This window comes from Rhodococcus sp. AZ1, from assembly GCF_054979605.1.
In genome coordinates, this window is record NZ_JBUEQF010000008.1 from 63,215 (window position 1) to 78,481 (window position 15,267).

Below are 15,267 nucleotides of genomic sequence, written 5' to 3' on the forward strand. Positions count from 1 at the left end.
CCGATTCCCCGCTGCCCTCAGATCGCCCCGGGCAGTGGGGAATCGATGTAGTCGGCGGCCACCAGGCGCACCCCGTCGAACGACAGGATCCACAGACTCGCCTTGCGAGTTCGCACGCGGCCCACGTCGACCCCGTCCCGCGCTGCCCACCACTGGACCAGGTCCGGAATCACCTTGCCCTGCGAGCAGATCACCGGCACGCCACCACCGGTCAGTGCAATGGTGCGGGCACGCTCACGCGCACGCGCGGTGTGTGCGGCATACCCCTCCTCGGTCAGAAGGCGCACACGATCGATCTGTACGCCCGCCGTCGCGGCCCACGGGTGAACTGTTTGCACGCAACGGGTCCTGTCCGCCGACACCACGCGGGTCGCACCGACGCAGTCGAGGACCGGAACCAGAGCACTGGCCTGGCGAACTCCCACCGAATCGAGGGGGCGCTCACGATCGTCACCGCGCCATCGGGACTTGCTGCCCGCGCGGGCGTGCCGGAGCAGTATTGCAGTCGAGGTCGACGCCGGGCGCTCGCGGAAGCGCTCGATGGTCGCGCGCTCGAGGTCGTATGTCAGTCGGTCGGCGAGATCGTCGATCGGAAGCCAGTCGAGCAGGTCCACCTCGGAATTGATCTCGAACGACCCGCTGACCGCTTCGGCGTGAAAGAAGGTCACCACCTTCGGGGTCTTGCGTACCCGGTATGACACCTCGCCCACCACGCCTGCGATACGCGCACGAAAGCCCGTCTCCTCCCGAATCTCTCGGACGGCTGCCACGATCGGAGTTTCGTCGGGCTCGACCTTGCCCTTGGGAAGCGACCAGTCGTCGTAGCGCGGTCGGTGCACCACGGCGAACTCACGACCGTGAGTTGGCGAGGAACGCCACAGGACCGCACCGGCCGCGTGGATGGTCGCCGGGGTCTTGCCGGGCACGGCGATCAGGATCCGGTGTAGCGGCGTTGGCGCATGAGCGCGACCTGGTGATCACGAACCTTCTCCCCGTCGGCGGGGGCGGCGGTCCAGGTTCCGTCCGGGCCCAGCAACCAGCATCGCGTGGTCGGATCGAAGGCCGAGTCGAACATCGCCGACAGTTGGTCGACGAGCCGGCCCTCGGTGACCTGCACCATCACCTCGACGCGGCGGTCGAGGTTGCGGTGCATCATGTCGGCGCTGCCGATCCACATCTGCTTCAGTGCCGAGAAGTGCAGGACGCGGGAGTGTTCGAGGAAGCGACCGAGTATCGAGTGCACGCGGATGTTCTCGCTCAGTCCGGGTACGCCCGGCTTCAGAGCGCAGATCCCGCGCACCACCACCTCTACGGGCACTCCGGCGCGCGAGGCGCGATAGAGCGCATCGATGACCTGCTCATCGACGAGAGCGTTTGCCTTGAGGCGAATTCGAGCCCCCTCGGCGCCGCTCTGGTGTGCGCGCACCTCATCGTCGATGCGTTCGATGATCCCCGAGCGAACCCCGAAGGGCGCCACGAGAAGATTGCGGTAGTGCTCCTTGCGCGAATATCCGGTCAGCGAGTTGAACAGGTCCGTCAGGTCGGCGCCGATATCCGGTGCGGCCGTGATCAATCCGACGTCCTCGTAGAGCCGTGCGGTCTTGGGGTTGTAGTTGCCCGTCCCGATGTGGCAGTAGCGGCGGATAGTTGACCCCTCACGCCGCACCACCAGGCATGTCTTGCAATGCGTCTTCAGTCCCACCAGGCCGTACACCACGTGCACGCCGGCCTGCTCGAGCTTGCGCGCCCAGGCGATGTTGGCCTGTTCGTCGAATCGGGCCTTGATCTCCACGAGCGTCACCACCTGCTTGCCGGCCTCGGCGGCAGCGATGAGTGCATTGACGATCGGTGAGTCGCCGGAGGTTCGATACAGCGTCTGCTTGATTGCCAGCACGTGTGGATCGGCGGCCGCCTGCTCGATGAATCGCTGAACGCTGGTGGAGAACGAGTCGTAGGGATGGTGCAGCAGCACGTCGCCGTCGCGGAGGGTGGAGAAGATGCTTCGCGGGGTCTCGCGCTCGCCGAACGCGGGGTGTGTCGCGGGAACGAAGGGGGCGTCCTTCAGGCCCGGCTTGTCCACGCCGTACACCTGCCACAGGCAGGACAGGTCGAGCAGGCCCGGCACCTGGATGACATCACCCGGGTCGACGTCGAGCTCACGCAGCAGCAGCTCGAGCATGTGCTCGGTCATGTCGTCGGCCACCTCGAGGCGAACGGGCGAGCCGAACCGGCGCCGCGCCAGCTCGCGTTCGAGCGCCTGCAGCAGGTCCTCGTCCCGATCCTCCTCGACCTCGAAATCGGCGTTGCGCGTGATCCGGAAGGCGTGGTGTTCGACGATCTCGAGGCCGGGGAAGAGCACGTCCAGGTGGGCGGAGATCAATTCCTCCATCGGCAGGAAGGCCGGAATACCCGCCGGGTTGTCCGGACGGGCGACCTTGACGAACCGGTCGACGTTGTCGGGCACCTTCACGCGCGCGAAGTGCTCGCCCCCGGTCGACGAATCCTTAACCGTCACAGCGAGATTGAGACTGAGCCCGCTGATGTAGGGGAAGGGATGTGCCGGATCGACCGCCAGCGGTGTCAGAACGGGGAACACCTGCTCGTGGAAGTACTTGGTCAAGCTCGCGCGATCGTCGTCCGACAACTGCGCCCAGCGCGTGACCGAGATCCCTGCCTCGGCCAGTTCGGGTAGGACACGATCGCCGAACACGCGCGCGTGGCGCTCGGCGATCTCCTGGGTACGACGGCCGATGAGCGCGAGTTGCTCACGCGGGGAAAGCCCGTCGGCGGACCGGACGGACAAACCCGTCTCGTCGCGACGTTTGAGACCGGCGACGCGCACCATGTAGAACTCGTCGAGATTGCTGGCGAAGATGGCCAGAAACTTGGCGCGCTCGAGCAGGGGGAGGGAGGAATCCTCGGCGAGCGCCAGGACGCGGGCATTGAAGTCGAGCCAACTCAGTTCACGGTTGAGGTAGCGGTCCTCGGGCAGCGGGTCGGCAGTGTCGACGTCGGCGGTCGCTGCGGGGGGAGGGTTCGGGCCGGTCGATTCGGGCGCGGAGTCGTGCATGTTCTCGGATGCCTCGTCGATGCTCACGATCGCCATCATTCCTCACCGGGCCACCCGATGTGCTCGAGTAGCGCACGTGTGCGGTCACCGATTCCGAGATCGAGCGCGGCCCGCAGATCGTCGCGCGTGTCGACGTCGAGCCGCAGCCCCGGCCACCGACCTGTCAGGGCGTGCGCACCGGACTGGAGATGCCGGCGCGCCGAATCCGGCCCGAACCGCGGATCGAGATCGGTCTCGCCGCGCAGGATCAGGGCGCTCGTGCCGCGTCCGGTGTGATCGAGCACAACAGATCGCCCGGAGGGCGCGAGGGCGAGAGCTTCCGCGATCTCCTCGGTGCGCAAGGCCGGGAGGTCCGCCTGCAGGGCCAGGACGTCCGGTGCGGGATCGGCTGCGCGGACCAGCGCGGCGGCCGAGGCGAGTGCTGCGTTCAGGCGCCCGGCGGTGCCGTTCGGTTCGGCGATCACCGCGCCGCCCAGGGCCAGGACCGTCTCGGCGACCCGCGGATCGGGCGTGACGGCCGACCAGCCGCCGACGGCGGGCAGCGCGGCCGCGACGGTGTCGGTGAGCATGGCCAGGACGAGCCGGGCTCGGGTGTCGTCGTCGAAGTCCGGACCGAGCCGAGACTTGGCCTCGGCGAGGTTCTTCACCGCAACGACCAGATGCACACCGCGTGCAGGTGACGTTGCCGAGGACATGGGGGCGATCCTGCCAGCAGGAGGTGTCGGCGGCGGACGACGGGCTATGGTGATGCGCTGACACCAGGCAGGAGGCTCGAGGATGGTCAAGGCAGCGGTTCTCGGCTCCGGATCGTGGGGCACGGCGTACGCGAAGGTTCTCGCCGACGCGGGCACCGAGGTGGTGATGTGGGCTCGGCGGCCCGAACTCGCGGCTGCCATCGACGCCACACACGAGAACCCCGACTACCTTCCCGGCGTGGCCCTCCCGCCGACCATCCGCGCGACGTCGAGTGCGGCCGACGCCTTCGACGGAGCGGACTGCGTCGTACTGGCGGTTCCGTCGCAATCGTTGCGCGCCAACCTCGAGCAGTGGCGCGACCTGGTTCCGCCGGACTCGACGCTGCTCACACTCGCCAAGGGCATCGAGACCGGAACCCTGTTGCGGATGTCGGAGGTGATCTGCGAAGTGACCGGCGCACCGGTGGAGCGGGTGGCCGCGCTGTCGGGTCCCAACCTGGCCAAGGAGATCGCGGCGGAGCAGCCCACGGCGACTGTGTTGGCGTGCCCCGATCCCGAACGGGCGCGGGCGCTGCAGCAGATGTGCGCGACGTCGTACTTTCGCCCGTACACCAACGAGGACGTCATCGGTTGCGAGATCGGGGGTGCGTGCAAGAACGTGATCGCCCTCGCCTGCGGGATGGCCTCCGGTCTGGGCTACGGCAGCAACACCGGAGCATCCATCATCACCCGCGGGCTCGCGGAGATCATTCGGCTCGGGGTGGCCGTCGGCGCGAGTGCCTACACCTTCGCGGGGTTGGCCGGGGTGGGTGACCTCGTCGCCACCTGTTCGTCGCCGCTCTCACGCAACCGATCCTTCGGTGAGCGACTGGGCGCCGGCGACACCCTCGACGCCGCGCAGCGCGCCACCAACGGGCAGGTCGCCGAGGGGGTCAAGTCCTGCGGATCGGTCAAGGCGCTCGCCGAGCGGCACGGTGTCGAGATGCCTCTGACGGAGAACGTCAACCGCGTGTGCCACGAGGGCCTGTCCGTGCGTGAGGCCATGGCGAACCTACTCGGACGTGCGCACCGGTCCGAGTGAGTGGTCCGCTGCCGAGCCGGTACGGTGCTCTCGTGACGGACAGGCGTATCAGGGTTGCGGTGCTCTTCGGCGGACGCAGTAGCGAGCACACCGTCTCGTGCCTGTCCGCGGGCAACGTACTGGGGGCACTCGATCCCGAGCGGTTCGACGTGGTTCCGCTGGGTATCACGACCGACGGAACGTGGGTGGTGGGACCGCAGAGCCCCGCGGAACTCGTTGCGCACGGGCGCGAGTTGCCCGCGGTGTCGCGGGGCGAGTCGGTGTCGCTCACCGTCGATGCGGCCCGGCCGGGCGTGATCTCCACGATCTCCGGGGACGGCACCGGACTCGGTGTTCTCGCCACGGTCGACGTGGTCTTCCCGCTCCTGCACGGTGCGTTCGGTGAGGACGGCACCATTCAGGGCCTGCTCGAGATCGCGGGTCTGCCGTACGTCGGTGCCGGTGTGCTGGCCAGTGCCGCCGCCATGGACAAGGAGTTCACGAAGAAGCTCCTCGCGGCGTCGTCGCTTCCGATCGGTCGCCAGGTGGTGCTGCGGCCCGGCACCGACGACCTCACACCTGCACAGCGTGACGACCTCGCACTGCCTGCCTTCGTCAAGCCTGCACGCGGTGGTTCGTCGGTGGGGATCACGCGAATCACCTCCTGGGACGGCCTCGCCGATGCCGTGCGCACCGCGCGGGCGCATGATCCGAAGGTGATCGTCGAGGCCGGCATCGTCGGTCGTGAGGTCGAGTGCGGAGTCCTCGAGTTCCCGGACGGGTCCGTCCGCGCGAGTGTGGTCGCCGAGATCACCATTCCTGCAGGCGATCCGGCAGGTCCGTCGTTCTACGATTTCGACACCAAGTACCTCGACGACGTCGCCGGCTTCTCCATCCCGGCCGATCTGCCCGACGAGACCACCGAGCGGATACGCGAGCTGGCGATCGAGGCCTTCCACGCGCTCGACTGTCAGGGGCTCGCGCGGGTGGACTTCTTCGTCACCGAGGACGGACCGGTGATCAACGAGATCAACACCATGCCCGGCTTCACGTCGATATCCCTCTACAACCGAATGTGGAACGCAAGTGGGGTCGACGCGACCACCCTGCTCACCACGCTCGTCGACACCGCCATCGCGCGGGGCACCGGGTTGCGCTGAGCGCTATCGAATGGGGCCGGGGTCGAGCGGGACCGCGGGCAGCGTTCGGGTGATCGCCCCCGATATCGATTGCAGGGGAGTCGGCCCCGAACCGCCGGGGATCGTGACTGCGATGTAGACCGTCCGGTCGACGGCGTACCAGGTGGATGCGTCGAGTCCCTGCGCGGCGCCCGAGACCTCGAACCACTGAACCCCGTCGACCACCGTCAGCGTCGAGTCCGCGACGAACTCGGCCGGACGTGCGAGACCGCATCGCGCCACGATGGGATCGGGTCCATCGGATTGCCACGCAGCGGTGGCCGGTGGTGCGGGCTCGGCGAGGACACCGCGCGTCCAGTCCCCGAACGACGTCGGCAGGGCCGCCACGAAGTTGGTGCACTCGACGGTGCCGGCCTTCGGCGAATCGACGGCGCCGACGGCCACCGGTTCGCGCGACGGCGTCCGGGTGGCGATCACGGCCGCCACGATCACCCCGACCACCAGCGCGATCGGCAGAGCGATGGCGGTGGCCAGAACGGCCGGGTGCATGCGGGGCCGAACGTCGGGAGCACTCATGATCCCTCGAGCCTACCGAGGCGGGGATGCCTCAGGTGGCGAGCCGGCACGTGAGGGTGCGAGTGATGCCGCCGACCGAGACGATCGCGGCGACCGTGGCGGTCAGAGCGTCCTCCGTGGCGGCCTCGCAGCGCACGATCACGTCGTACGGGCCGAGCACGTCCTCGGCAGAGACCACCCCGCTGAGAGCGGCCACCGCGCGGGCGACGGTCGCAGCACGACCGACCTCGGTCTGCACCAGCACGTATGCCTGCACCACGGGTCGACCCCCTCGTGTACTCGCTGCCCTGACCGACCCGGCCCGGGTCGGTGCATGAGAACCTACCGCAGAGCGCAACGAGGTTCCGGCCGAGCAACTCCGGCCGAGTTGGATCAGACGCCGGTGATGGGAGGACTGGGATGAGCGAGGCCGATCCCGGCGAGTCCGTGGGAACGATCGGTGAGTTCGCGCTCATCGGCCGCCTCCTCGGCGGCCGCACACAGAGCCGCCACACGGTCCTCGGACCGGGCGACGACGCCGCCGTCGTCTCCGCGCCGGACTCCCGCGTGGTCGTCACCACCGACATGTTGATGCAGGACCGACACTTTCGGCTCGACTGGTCCGCTCCGTCGGATATCGGCCGCAAGGCCATCGCACAGAACGGCGCCGACATCGCTGCGATGGGCGCTCGGTGCACCGGTTTCGTCGTGGCGCTCGCGTGCCCGCCGCACACGTCGCTCACCCGGATCGCCGGCCTCAACGCCGGCCTGTGGGCCGAGGCCGAGCGTGCCGGCGCCGCCATCGTGGGCGGCGATCTGGTGCGTGGGGAGGTGTTGGTGATCTCCATCACCGCACTCGGAGATCTCGAAGGTCGTCCGCCCGTGGTTCGCTCGGGGGCCGAGGTGAGCCATGTGGTGGCCGTCAACTCCTCGCTCGGTCGGTCCGCCGCCGGCCTGGCGTTGCTCGAGCGAGACGGGGCGCCGGCGCGCGAGCGGTGGCCCGAACTCGTTGCCGCCCATCTGGTTCCGACGCCGGACTACGCGGCTGGTCCGGTGGCGGCGCGGGCCGGCGCGAGCTCGATGATCGACATCTCCGACGGATTTCTCGGCGACCTCGCGCACATCGCGAACGCATCGTCGGTCTCGATCGACCTCGATCCCGACGCGCTCGAACCCGATGACGATCTCGTAGCAGCAGGGCGGTACCTCGACCTCGATCCCGTCGACTGGGTCCTCGGCGGAGGTGAGGATCACGCGTTGGTCGCCACCTTCGCCGCCGGTTCCGTGCCGCCGGGATGGCGTGTGGTCGGATCCGTCGTCGACCGCGGTGCACACCCGGTGACGGTTGCCGCGAGCGCGCCCGACCGACGGCCGGGGTGGACGAGCTTCTGACGCCGTCTGGCACCCTACGGCCATGCCCATCTACGCCCTCGGTGACCGCGAGCCCACCATCGACCCCACTGCCTACGTTCATCCAGACGCCGTCGTGATCGGTGCCGTCACCCTCGCCGCGGGCGTGTCCGTGTGGCCCGGCGCGGTTCTGCGCGGCGACTACGGCACCATCACCATCGGTGAGCGCACCAACATTCAGGACGGCACGGTGGTGCACTGCACGCCGATCGATCCGACCGTGATCGGCGCCGAGTGCGTGGTCGGGCACAACGCCCACGTCGAGGGAGCCAGGATCGGCGACCACTGCCTGATCGCGTCGGGATCGGTGGTCCTCAACGGATCCGTCGTCGGCGACGGTGCCATCGTCGGCGCCGGTGCGGTGGTGCCGTTCAAGTTCGAGGTGCCGGCGCGGTCGATGGCGCTCGGCGTTCCCGCGAAGGTCCGGGAGGGCTTCGAGGTCCCGCTCGGCCACGTCGATGTCAACGTGCAGATGTATGCCGCGAACGGTGCCTACTACCGCCAGAGTCTGCGCAGGTTGGACGGGTGAGCCCGACGCGGCGCCCACTCGCCGACCTGGTCGAGGCCGGTTGGGCCGCGGCGCTCGCACCCGCCGGGGACCGGATCGCGGCGATGGGGGACTTCCTGCGTTCGGAGCAGGCGGTCGGTCGCGGATACCTCCCGTCGGGGGAGAACGTGCTGCGTGCCTTCACCCGGCCGTTCGCCGATGTGCGCGTGCTCGTGGTCGGTCAGGACCCGTACCCGACCCCGGGCCACGCCGTGGGGTTGAGCTTCTCCGTTGCTCCCGATGTCCGCCCGATTCCACGATCGTTGGCCAACATCTTCACCGAGTACAGCGCGGACCTCGGCCTGCCGACACCGTCGACCGGTGACCTCACGCCGTGGGCGGACCGGGGCGTGTTGCTGCTCAATCGGGTGTTGACCGTCGCTCCCGGCGAGGCCGGCTCGCATCGAGGCAAGGGTTGGGAGGCGGTGACGGAGCAGGCGATCAGCGCACTGCTCGAGCGTGACCGCCCGCTGGTCGCGGTGCTGTGGGGTCGTGACGCGCGAAGCCTGGCGCCGATGCTGCGGGGAGCCGGGATCGCACTGGTCGAGTCGGCACACCCGTCGCCGTTGTCGGCCTCGCGCGGGTTCTTCGGATCCCGCCCGTTCAGTCGGGTCGACGCCCTGCTCGCAGAACAGGGCTGCGAACCGGTCGACTGGACCCTGCCCTGATTTCCCGCCACCTGCTCCTGTGCGTCGGAAACGGCAGAACCCGCCGCCCCCGGAGAGGCGACGGGTTCCGTCGATGCTGAACGAGCGTGTCAGCCGCGAACGACCTTGCCGGCCTTGATGCACGAGGTGCACACGTTCATGCGGCGGGTGTTGCCCGGCGCGACCTGCGCGCGGACGGTCTGGATGTTGGGGTTCCAGCGACGGTTGGTGCGGCGGTGCGAGTGCGATACCGACTTACCGAAGCCGGGTCCCTTGGCGCAAACGTCGCAGACGGCAGCCATAGTCGCGAACTCCTTGTGATCAGTGATCCGGGTGAATCAAGCATATGAACGGTCTCGGGGTGGTGCCGACGGCAGGATGAGCCGCCGTCGGGCAACCCTGTCAGGGTAGCCGCATCGCGGGCGCTGGTCCAAACCGGCATAGGATCGGCCATCATGACGGCGCTCACCGACAGGCTGGACTCGGTGATCTCGCCGTCGCTGGCCGAGCCCCTCGAGACGGCCTTCGCGATCGTGACCGTCGAGGACCTGCTTCGGCACTATCCCACGCGGTACGTCCGGCCCGGACAGGAACTGGGGCGAACCGATCCCGACGACGGCGAGCACATCACCGTCGTCGGCACCGTGACCAAGGCCGACCTGGTCGCGATGCGCGCACGCCGGGGCCACATGTTGCGGGTGAACCTCGCCTGCGACGGGCAGACCGTCTCGGCGACGTTCTTCAACGGGCACAAGGTCAAACACGCCATTCGACTCGGCGCCCGGGTGATGTTCTCGGGCACAGTCAAGTATTTCAACGGGCGCTGGTCGCTCAACCACCCCGGGTACCTGATCCTCGACGGCACGGCCGCCGAGGGCTCCGAGGAGTTGGTGCGCTCGAGCGGCCGCGGGGGCGGCGCGCTGGCCGGCATGGCTCGCGGGGCCCGAGACGACGGCGGCGAGGTGGACATGGCGATGTTCGACCTTCCGTTCCTGCCGATGTACGCCGCCACCCGGGAGATGGAGAGCTGGACGATCCTCGGCTGCGTGCGCCGAGTTCTCGACGCACTGGCCCCGGTGGACGATCCGTTGCCCGAGCAGATTCGACGGGACCGCGCTCTGCTCGATCTCGACAGTGCGCTGCGGGCGGTGCACTTCCCGACCGATACGGCGCAGATCGATTCGGCCCGCGAGCGGCTGCGCTTCGACGAGGCGGTGTCCCTGCAGTTGGTCCTCGCGGAGCGACGGGCCCTGCTGCGGACCCGTAGCTCTCATCGCTGCGGCGCCGTGGTCGACGGGATCGCCGACCGGTTCTCCGCGCGCCTGCCGTTCGAGCTCACCGACGGCCAGCGGGTGGTCGCGGAGGAGATCGCCACCGATCTGGCCTCCGACCATCCGATGAGTCGGCTGCTGCAGGGGGAGGTGGGGTCGGGCAAGACCATCGTCGCGCTGCGGGCGATGCTGACCGTGGTCGATGCCGGCTATCAGTGCGCACTGCTGGCACCGACCGAAGTTCTCGCCGCCCAGCATCATCGGTCCATCAGGGCGATGCTCGGTCCGCTCGGATGCGCGGGTGAGCTCGGCGCGGACGAGCGGGCCACGCGCGTGGAACTACTGCTGGGCTCGCAGTCCACCGCGGCCCGCCGAGCCGCGCTGCTCTCGATCGTCTCCGGGGACGCCGGAATCGTGATCGGGACACATGCCCTGATCCAGGATTCGGTCGAGTTCTTCGATCTCGGTCTGGTCGTGATCGACGAGCAGCACCGATTCGGCGTAGAACAGCGGGAGGCGTTGCGCGCCAAGGCCCGCGCCGGCAACACACCCCACCTGCTGGTGATGACCGCAACCCCGATCCCACGCACGATCGCCATGACCACCCTCGGTGACCTCGAGACGTCGACCCTGACGGAGCTTCCGCGCGGCCGTTCACCGATCGTGACGAACGTGGTGCCCGTGCTCGAGAAGCCGACCTGGGTGGACCGGGTGTGGGCGCGTATCCGCGAGGAGGTTGCTCGTGGCCGCCAGGCATATGTGGTGTGCGCCAGGATCGGTGACGAGAACCAGGACGCGCCCACCCCGTCCGGACCGCCCCCGCCCACGGCAGCGCTGGATATGTTCGAGACGCTGTCCACCGACACGCTCGCCGATCTGCGTGTGGGGCTGCTGCACGGGCGCCTGCCCACCGACGAGAAGGACGCGACCATGACCGCGTTCACCGCCGGGCACATCGACGTGTTGGTGTGCACCACCGTGGTGGAGGTGGGGGTGGACGTGCCGAACGCAACGGTGATGGTGATCTCCGACGCCGAACGTTTCGGGGTGAGTCAGCTGCATCAGCTGCGCGGGCGCATCGGCCGCGGCGGCCACCAGGGGCTGTGCATCCTGATGACCGCGTCCAACCCGGCCTCGCCGGCCAGGGGGCGCCTGGTCGCGGTGGCGGCGACCACCGACGGATTCGATCTGGCCCTGCTCGATCTTCGACAACGTCGTGAGGGCGACGTCCTCGGAGCGGCCCAGTCGGGCACCAGCAGCACGCTGCGGCTGCTGTCGCTGCTCGATCACGCGGACGTGATCACCGATGCCCGTGAGGTGGCCCGCGCCGTCGTCGAGAGCGACCCGGACCTGTCGGCGCACCCGGGCCTGCGCAACATGACGCGAGCCGCCGTGGCAACCGATCGACTGGATTTCCTGGACAAGAGCTGACCTACGGCAGCTCGCGGTACCGTTACGCCATGGTGTCGAAGGTGCTGGTGGCCAACCGCGGAGAAATTGCCATCAGGGCCTTCCGTGCGGCGTACGAACTGGGTCTGGGCACGGTCGCGGTGTTCCCGTACGAGGACCGCAATTCCATCCACCGCACCAAGGCCGACGAGGCCTACGAGATCGGCGAACCCGGCCACCCGGTGCGGACGTACCTCTCGGCGCAGACCATCGTCGATGCCGCCGTTCGCTCGGGGGCGGACGCGGTCTACCCGGGTTACGGATTCCTCTCCGAGAACCCCGATCTCGCGCGTGCCTGCGCCGATGCAGGCATCACGTTCATCGGACCCTCGGCAGAGATCCTCGAGCTGACCGGCAACAAGGCACGCGCGATCGCCGCGGCCGAGGCAGCGGGGCTGCCGGTTCTGGCCTCGACAGCGCCGTCCACGGACGTCGACGAGTTGATGTCGGCGGCGGAGTCGATGGAACTGCCACTGTTCGTCAAGGCCGTCGCAGGCGGGGGCGGCCGCGGAATGCGTCGGGTCACGCAGCGCTCGTCCCTGCGCGAGGCGATCGAAGCCGCTGCGCGGGAAGCGGAGTCGGCGTTCGGCGACGCGACGGTGTTCGTCGAACAGGCCGTGGTGGAGCCGCGCCACATCGAGGTTCAGATCCTCGCGGACAACCACGGCAACGTCGTTCACCTCTTCGAGCGGGACTGCTCGGTGCAGCGTCGTCACCAGAAGGTGATCGAGTTGGCGCCGGCGCCCAGTCTGGATCCCGAGCTACGGAGCCGAATGTGCTCGGACGCTGTAGCTTTCGCGCGATCGATCGGATACACGTGCGCGGGCACGGTCGAGTTCCTCCTCGATCGAGAGGGCCGATACGTGTTCATCGAGATGAATCCGCGTATCCAGGTCGAGCACACCGTCACCGAGGAGATCACCGACGTCGATCTGGTTCAGGCGCAGATGCGGGTGGCGTCGGGGGCCTCGCTCGCCGACCTCGGGCTGATCCAGGAGTCGATCGTCCCGCGGGGTTTCGCCCTGCAGTGCCGCATCACCACAGAGGACCCGGCGAACGGGTTCCGGCCCGACACCGGCCGCATCACGGCGTACCGCACGCCGGGCGGCGCCGGGGTCCGGCTCGACGGGGGTACCACCCTGGGCGCCGAGATCTCGGCCTACTTCGACTCGATGCTCGTCAAGCTCACGTGCCGGGGTCGCAGCTTCCCGGATGCCGTGGCGCGCGCGCGACGCGCGGTGACGGAGTTCCGTATTCGTGGCGTCTCCACCAACATTCCCTTCCTGCAGGCGGTGCTCGACGATCCCGACTTCCAGGCAGGGCGGGTGCGCACGTCGTTCATCGAGGAGCGCCCTCATCTGGTCGCGGCGCGCCGATCGGGCGACCGCGGAACCAAGATCCTGTCCTATCTCGCCGACGTCACTGTCAACAAGCCCAACGGTGAGCGCCCGTCGGCGCTCTACCCGGCCGACAAGCTTCCCGACGTCGACATGGACGCACCGCCGCCGCCCGGTAGTCGCCAGCGCCTGCTCGAGCTCGGCCCGGACGGTTTCGCCGCTGCCCTGCGCGCGCAGAGTGCACTGGCGGTCACCGATACGACGTTCCGTGATGCACACCAGTCGCTGCTCGCCACGCGTGTGCGCACTCGCGGGCTCGTGGCGGTCGCCGGGCATCTGGCTCGAACGACCCCGCAGTTGCTCTCCATCGAGGCATGGGGTGGGGCGACCTACGATGTGGCGCTGCGGTTTCTGCACGAGGATCCGTGGGAGCGGCTCGACGCGCTACGCACGGCAGTGCCGAACATCTGCCTGCAGATGCTGCTGCGCGGGCGAAACACAGTGGGCTACACCGCGTATCCGCAGAAGGTGACCACGGCATTCGTCTCCGAGGCAGCGAAGTCGGGCATCGACATCTTCCGTATCTTCGACGCGCTCAACAACGTCGACCAGATGCGCCCGGCGATCGACGCCGTGCGCGAGAGCGGCACCACGCTGGCAGAGGTGGCCCTGAGCTATACCGGCGATCTCACCGATCCGCGTGAGAGCCTCTACACACTCGACTATTACCTGCGGTTGGCCGAGCAGATCGTCGACGCGGGGGCCCACATCATCGCGATCAAGGACATGGCGGGACTGCTGCGCGCTCCCGCCGCCGCCGCACTGGTGGGAGCGCTCCGCGCGAACTTCGATCTGCCCGTTCATGTGCACACCCACGACACCCCCGGCGGCCAGCTCGCGACCTACCTCGCGGCATGGCAGGCCGGTGCCGACGCGGTCGACGGGGCCAGCGCGCCGATGGCGGGCACCACCTCACAGCCCCCGTTGTCGGCGATCGTGGCGGCGGCCGCGAACACCGAACGCGATACCGGAATGTCGCTGTCTGCGCTCTGCGACCTCGAGCCGTACTGGGAGGCGCTGCGAAAGGTGTACGCGCCCTTCGAATCCGGGGTCGCTGCACCAACCGGTCGCGTCTACACCCACGAGATCCCCGGTGGGCAGCTGTCGAACCTGAGGCAGCAGGCCATCGCTCTGGGCCTCGGCGACCGCTTCGAGGACATCGAGCGCGCGTACGCCGACGCCGACCGCCTCCTCGGCAGGTTGATCAAGGTGACCCCGTCGTCGAAGGTGGTGGGCGATCTGGCCCTGCACCTGGTGGGCGGGGGCGTCTCGGTGGAGGAGTTCGCCGCCGATCCCGGGCGGTTCGACATCCCCGATTCCGTGATCGGTTTCCTACGCGGCGATCTCGGCACCCCCGCCGGTGGCTGGCCCGAGCCGTTCCGAAGCGCGGCGCTTGCCGGTCGAGGCCCTGCACGTGGTGAGACCTCCCTCTCGCCCGCCGATCTGGATGCGCTCGACGGGACCAGCGATCAGCGGCGTGCCCGACTCAACCACCTGCTCTTCCCCGGCCCGGCTCGCGAGTTGGACGACCACCGCGACACGTACGGTGACGTCTCCCGCCTGTCGGACAACCAGTTCTTCTACGGGCTGCGCCATGGTGAGGAGCACCGTGTTCAGCTCGAGAAGGGTGTCGACCTCATCATCGGATTGGAGGCGATCTCCGAGCCCGACGACGCCGGCATGCGCACGGTGATGGGCATCCTCAACGGGTCCCTGCGCCCGGTGTCGGTGCGCGACCGCTCCATCGTCGCCGATGCACCCGTGACCGAGAAGGCTGATCGCAGCGATCCCACGCATGTGGCCGCGCCCTTCGCCGGCGTTGTGACCATGGTTGCGGCCGTGGGCGATTCGGTGTCCGCGGGTGACGTCATCGCCACGATCGAGGCCATGAAGATGGAGGCCTCGATCACCGCCCCGCGCAGCGGCACCGTTGCGCGGCTGCCGATCACCGGGATGGTGGCGGTCGAGGGTGGTGACCTGATCGCGGTGATCTCGGTCGGTGACACCACCAGCGTGGACTGACGAGG

General features: G+C 68.7%; 13 protein-coding genes. 7 read left to right on the top strand and 6 right to left on the bottom strand.

The features are described 5' to 3' along the window. Nucleotides 1–17 precede the first annotated feature (17 nt). The 3 genes from ACY48E_RS11650 to cofC are packed head-to-tail and all read right to left on the bottom strand — an operon-like array spanning nucleotide 18 to nucleotide 3,765. Nucleotides 18–935, bottom strand: coding sequence for an NUDIX hydrolase (locus ACY48E_RS11650; RefSeq protein WP_462872467.1), 918 nt, complete (start codon nucleotides 933–935; stop codon nucleotides 18–20). After that, nucleotides 932–3,070, bottom strand: a complete 2,139-nt coding sequence (locus ACY48E_RS11655) for an RNA degradosome polyphosphate kinase (protein WP_462872468.1) — start codon at nucleotides 3,068–3,070, stop codon at nucleotides 932–934. Before ACY48E_RS11655 ends, ACY48E_RS11650 begins: the two co-directional genes overlap by 4 nt. 35 nt (nucleotides 3,071–3,105) lie before the next feature. Then, nucleotides 3,106–3,765, bottom strand: a complete 660-nt coding sequence (cofC, locus tag ACY48E_RS11660) for a 2-phospho-L-lactate guanylyltransferase (protein WP_462872337.1) — start codon at nucleotides 3,763–3,765, stop codon at nucleotides 3,106–3,108. A gap of 82 nt (nucleotides 3,766–3,847) precedes the next feature. Here cofC and ACY48E_RS11665 point away from each other — a divergent pair, with 82 nt between their 5' ends. Further along, nucleotides 3,848–4,846 (top strand): NAD(P)H-dependent glycerol-3-phosphate dehydrogenase, encoded by a 999-nt coding sequence (locus ACY48E_RS11665; protein WP_462872338.1) that lies wholly within the window; start codon nucleotides 3,848–3,850, stop codon nucleotides 4,844–4,846. A gap of 32 nt (nucleotides 4,847–4,878) precedes the next feature. Next, nucleotides 4,879–5,985 (top strand): D-alanine--D-alanine ligase family protein, encoded by a 1,107-nt coding sequence (locus tag ACY48E_RS11670; RefSeq protein WP_462872339.1) that lies wholly within the window; start codon nucleotides 4,879–4,881, stop codon nucleotides 5,983–5,985. 3 nt (nucleotides 5,986–5,988) lie between these two features. Here ACY48E_RS11670 and ACY48E_RS11675 read toward each other — a convergent pair whose 3' ends face one another. Both ACY48E_RS11675 and ACY48E_RS11680 read right to left on the bottom strand, forming a co-directional pair. Then, the gene (locus ACY48E_RS11675) at nucleotides 5,989–6,540 is read right to left on the bottom strand and encodes a DUF3515 domain-containing protein (protein WP_462872340.1); all 552 of its coding nucleotides are present in this window, start codon (nucleotides 6,538–6,540) and stop codon (nucleotides 5,989–5,991) included. 31 nt (nucleotides 6,541–6,571) lie between these two features. Further along, nucleotides 6,572–6,799 carry an Lrp/AsnC ligand binding domain-containing protein gene (locus tag ACY48E_RS11680; protein WP_462872341.1) on the bottom strand — a complete coding sequence of 76 codons (228 nt, stop codon included), beginning with the start codon at nucleotides 6,797–6,799 and terminating at the stop codon, nucleotides 6,572–6,574. A gap of 140 nt (nucleotides 6,800–6,939) precedes the next feature. Here ACY48E_RS11680 and ACY48E_RS11685 point away from each other — a divergent pair, with 140 nt between their 5' ends. From ACY48E_RS11685 to ACY48E_RS11695, 3 genes are read left to right on the top strand one after another with little or no spacing between them, the layout of a single operon-like run. Then, on the top strand, nucleotides 6,940–7,911 hold the full coding sequence (locus ACY48E_RS11685) for a thiamine-phosphate kinase (RefSeq protein ID WP_462872342.1): 972 nt from the start codon (nucleotides 6,940–6,942) through the stop codon (nucleotides 7,909–7,911). Nucleotides 7,912–7,933: 22 nt separating this feature from the next. Next, a complete protein-coding gene (locus tag ACY48E_RS11690; protein ID WP_462872344.1) occupies nucleotides 7,934–8,458 on the top strand; it encodes a gamma carbonic anhydrase family protein in 525 nt (174 codons plus the stop codon). Continuing rightward, nucleotides 8,455–9,144 (top strand): uracil-DNA glycosylase, encoded by a 690-nt coding sequence (locus ACY48E_RS11695; protein ID WP_462872345.1) that lies wholly within the window; start codon nucleotides 8,455–8,457, stop codon nucleotides 9,142–9,144. The genes ACY48E_RS11690 and ACY48E_RS11695 overlap by 4 nt, the downstream gene beginning before the upstream one ends. An 89-nt stretch (nucleotides 9,145–9,233) precedes the next feature. Here ACY48E_RS11695 and rpmB read toward each other — a convergent pair whose 3' ends face one another. Next, nucleotides 9,234–9,425, bottom strand: coding sequence for a 50S ribosomal protein L28 (gene rpmB / locus ACY48E_RS11700; protein ID WP_462872346.1), 192 nt, complete (start codon nucleotides 9,423–9,425; stop codon nucleotides 9,234–9,236). Between the two features lie 153 nt (nucleotides 9,426–9,578). On the opposite strand from rpmB, the gene recG reads away from it, so the two are divergent. Next, nucleotides 9,579–11,825 carry an ATP-dependent DNA helicase RecG gene (recG, locus tag ACY48E_RS11705; RefSeq protein WP_462872347.1) on the top strand — a complete coding sequence of 749 codons (2,247 nt, stop codon included), beginning with the start codon at nucleotides 9,579–9,581 and terminating at the stop codon, nucleotides 11,823–11,825. Between the two features lie 29 nt (nucleotides 11,826–11,854). Further along, complete coding sequence (locus ACY48E_RS11710) at nucleotides 11,855–15,262, top strand: pyruvate carboxylase (RefSeq protein ID WP_462872348.1); 3,408 nt, start codon at nucleotides 11,855–11,857, stop codon at nucleotides 15,260–15,262. The last annotated feature ends 5 nt before the right edge of the window (nucleotides 15,263–15,267 follow it).

Bases quoted from the DNA above. Each gene is read 5' to 3' on its own strand.
- cofC (WP_462872337.1), bottom strand. From the start codon at position 3,765: ATGTCCTCGGCAACGTCACCTGCACGCGGTGTGCATCTGGTCGTTGCG.
- ACY48E_RS11655 (WP_462872468.1), bottom strand. From the start codon at position 3,070: ATGCACGACTCCGCGCCCGAATCGACCGGCCCGAACCCTCCCCCCGCA.
- ACY48E_RS11690 (WP_462872344.1), top strand. From the start codon at position 7,934: ATGCCCATCTACGCCCTCGGTGACCGCGAGCCCACCATCGACCCCACT.
- ACY48E_RS11675 (WP_462872340.1), bottom strand. From the start codon at position 6,540: ATGAGTGCTCCCGACGTTCGGCCCCGCATGCACCCGGCCGTTCTGGCC.
- rpmB (WP_462872346.1), bottom strand. From the start codon at position 9,425: ATGGCTGCCGTCTGCGACGTTTGCGCCAAGGGACCCGGCTTCGGTAAG.
- ACY48E_RS11665 (WP_462872338.1), top strand. From the start codon at position 3,848: ATGGTCAAGGCAGCGGTTCTCGGCTCCGGATCGTGGGGCACGGCGTAC.
- ACY48E_RS11710 (WP_462872348.1), top strand. From the start codon at position 11,855: ATGGTGTCGAAGGTGCTGGTGGCCAACCGCGGAGAAATTGCCATCAGG.
- ACY48E_RS11685 (WP_462872342.1), top strand. From the start codon at position 6,940: ATGAGCGAGGCCGATCCCGGCGAGTCCGTGGGAACGATCGGTGAGTTC.
- recG (WP_462872347.1), top strand. From the start codon at position 9,579: ATGACGGCGCTCACCGACAGGCTGGACTCGGTGATCTCGCCGTCGCTG.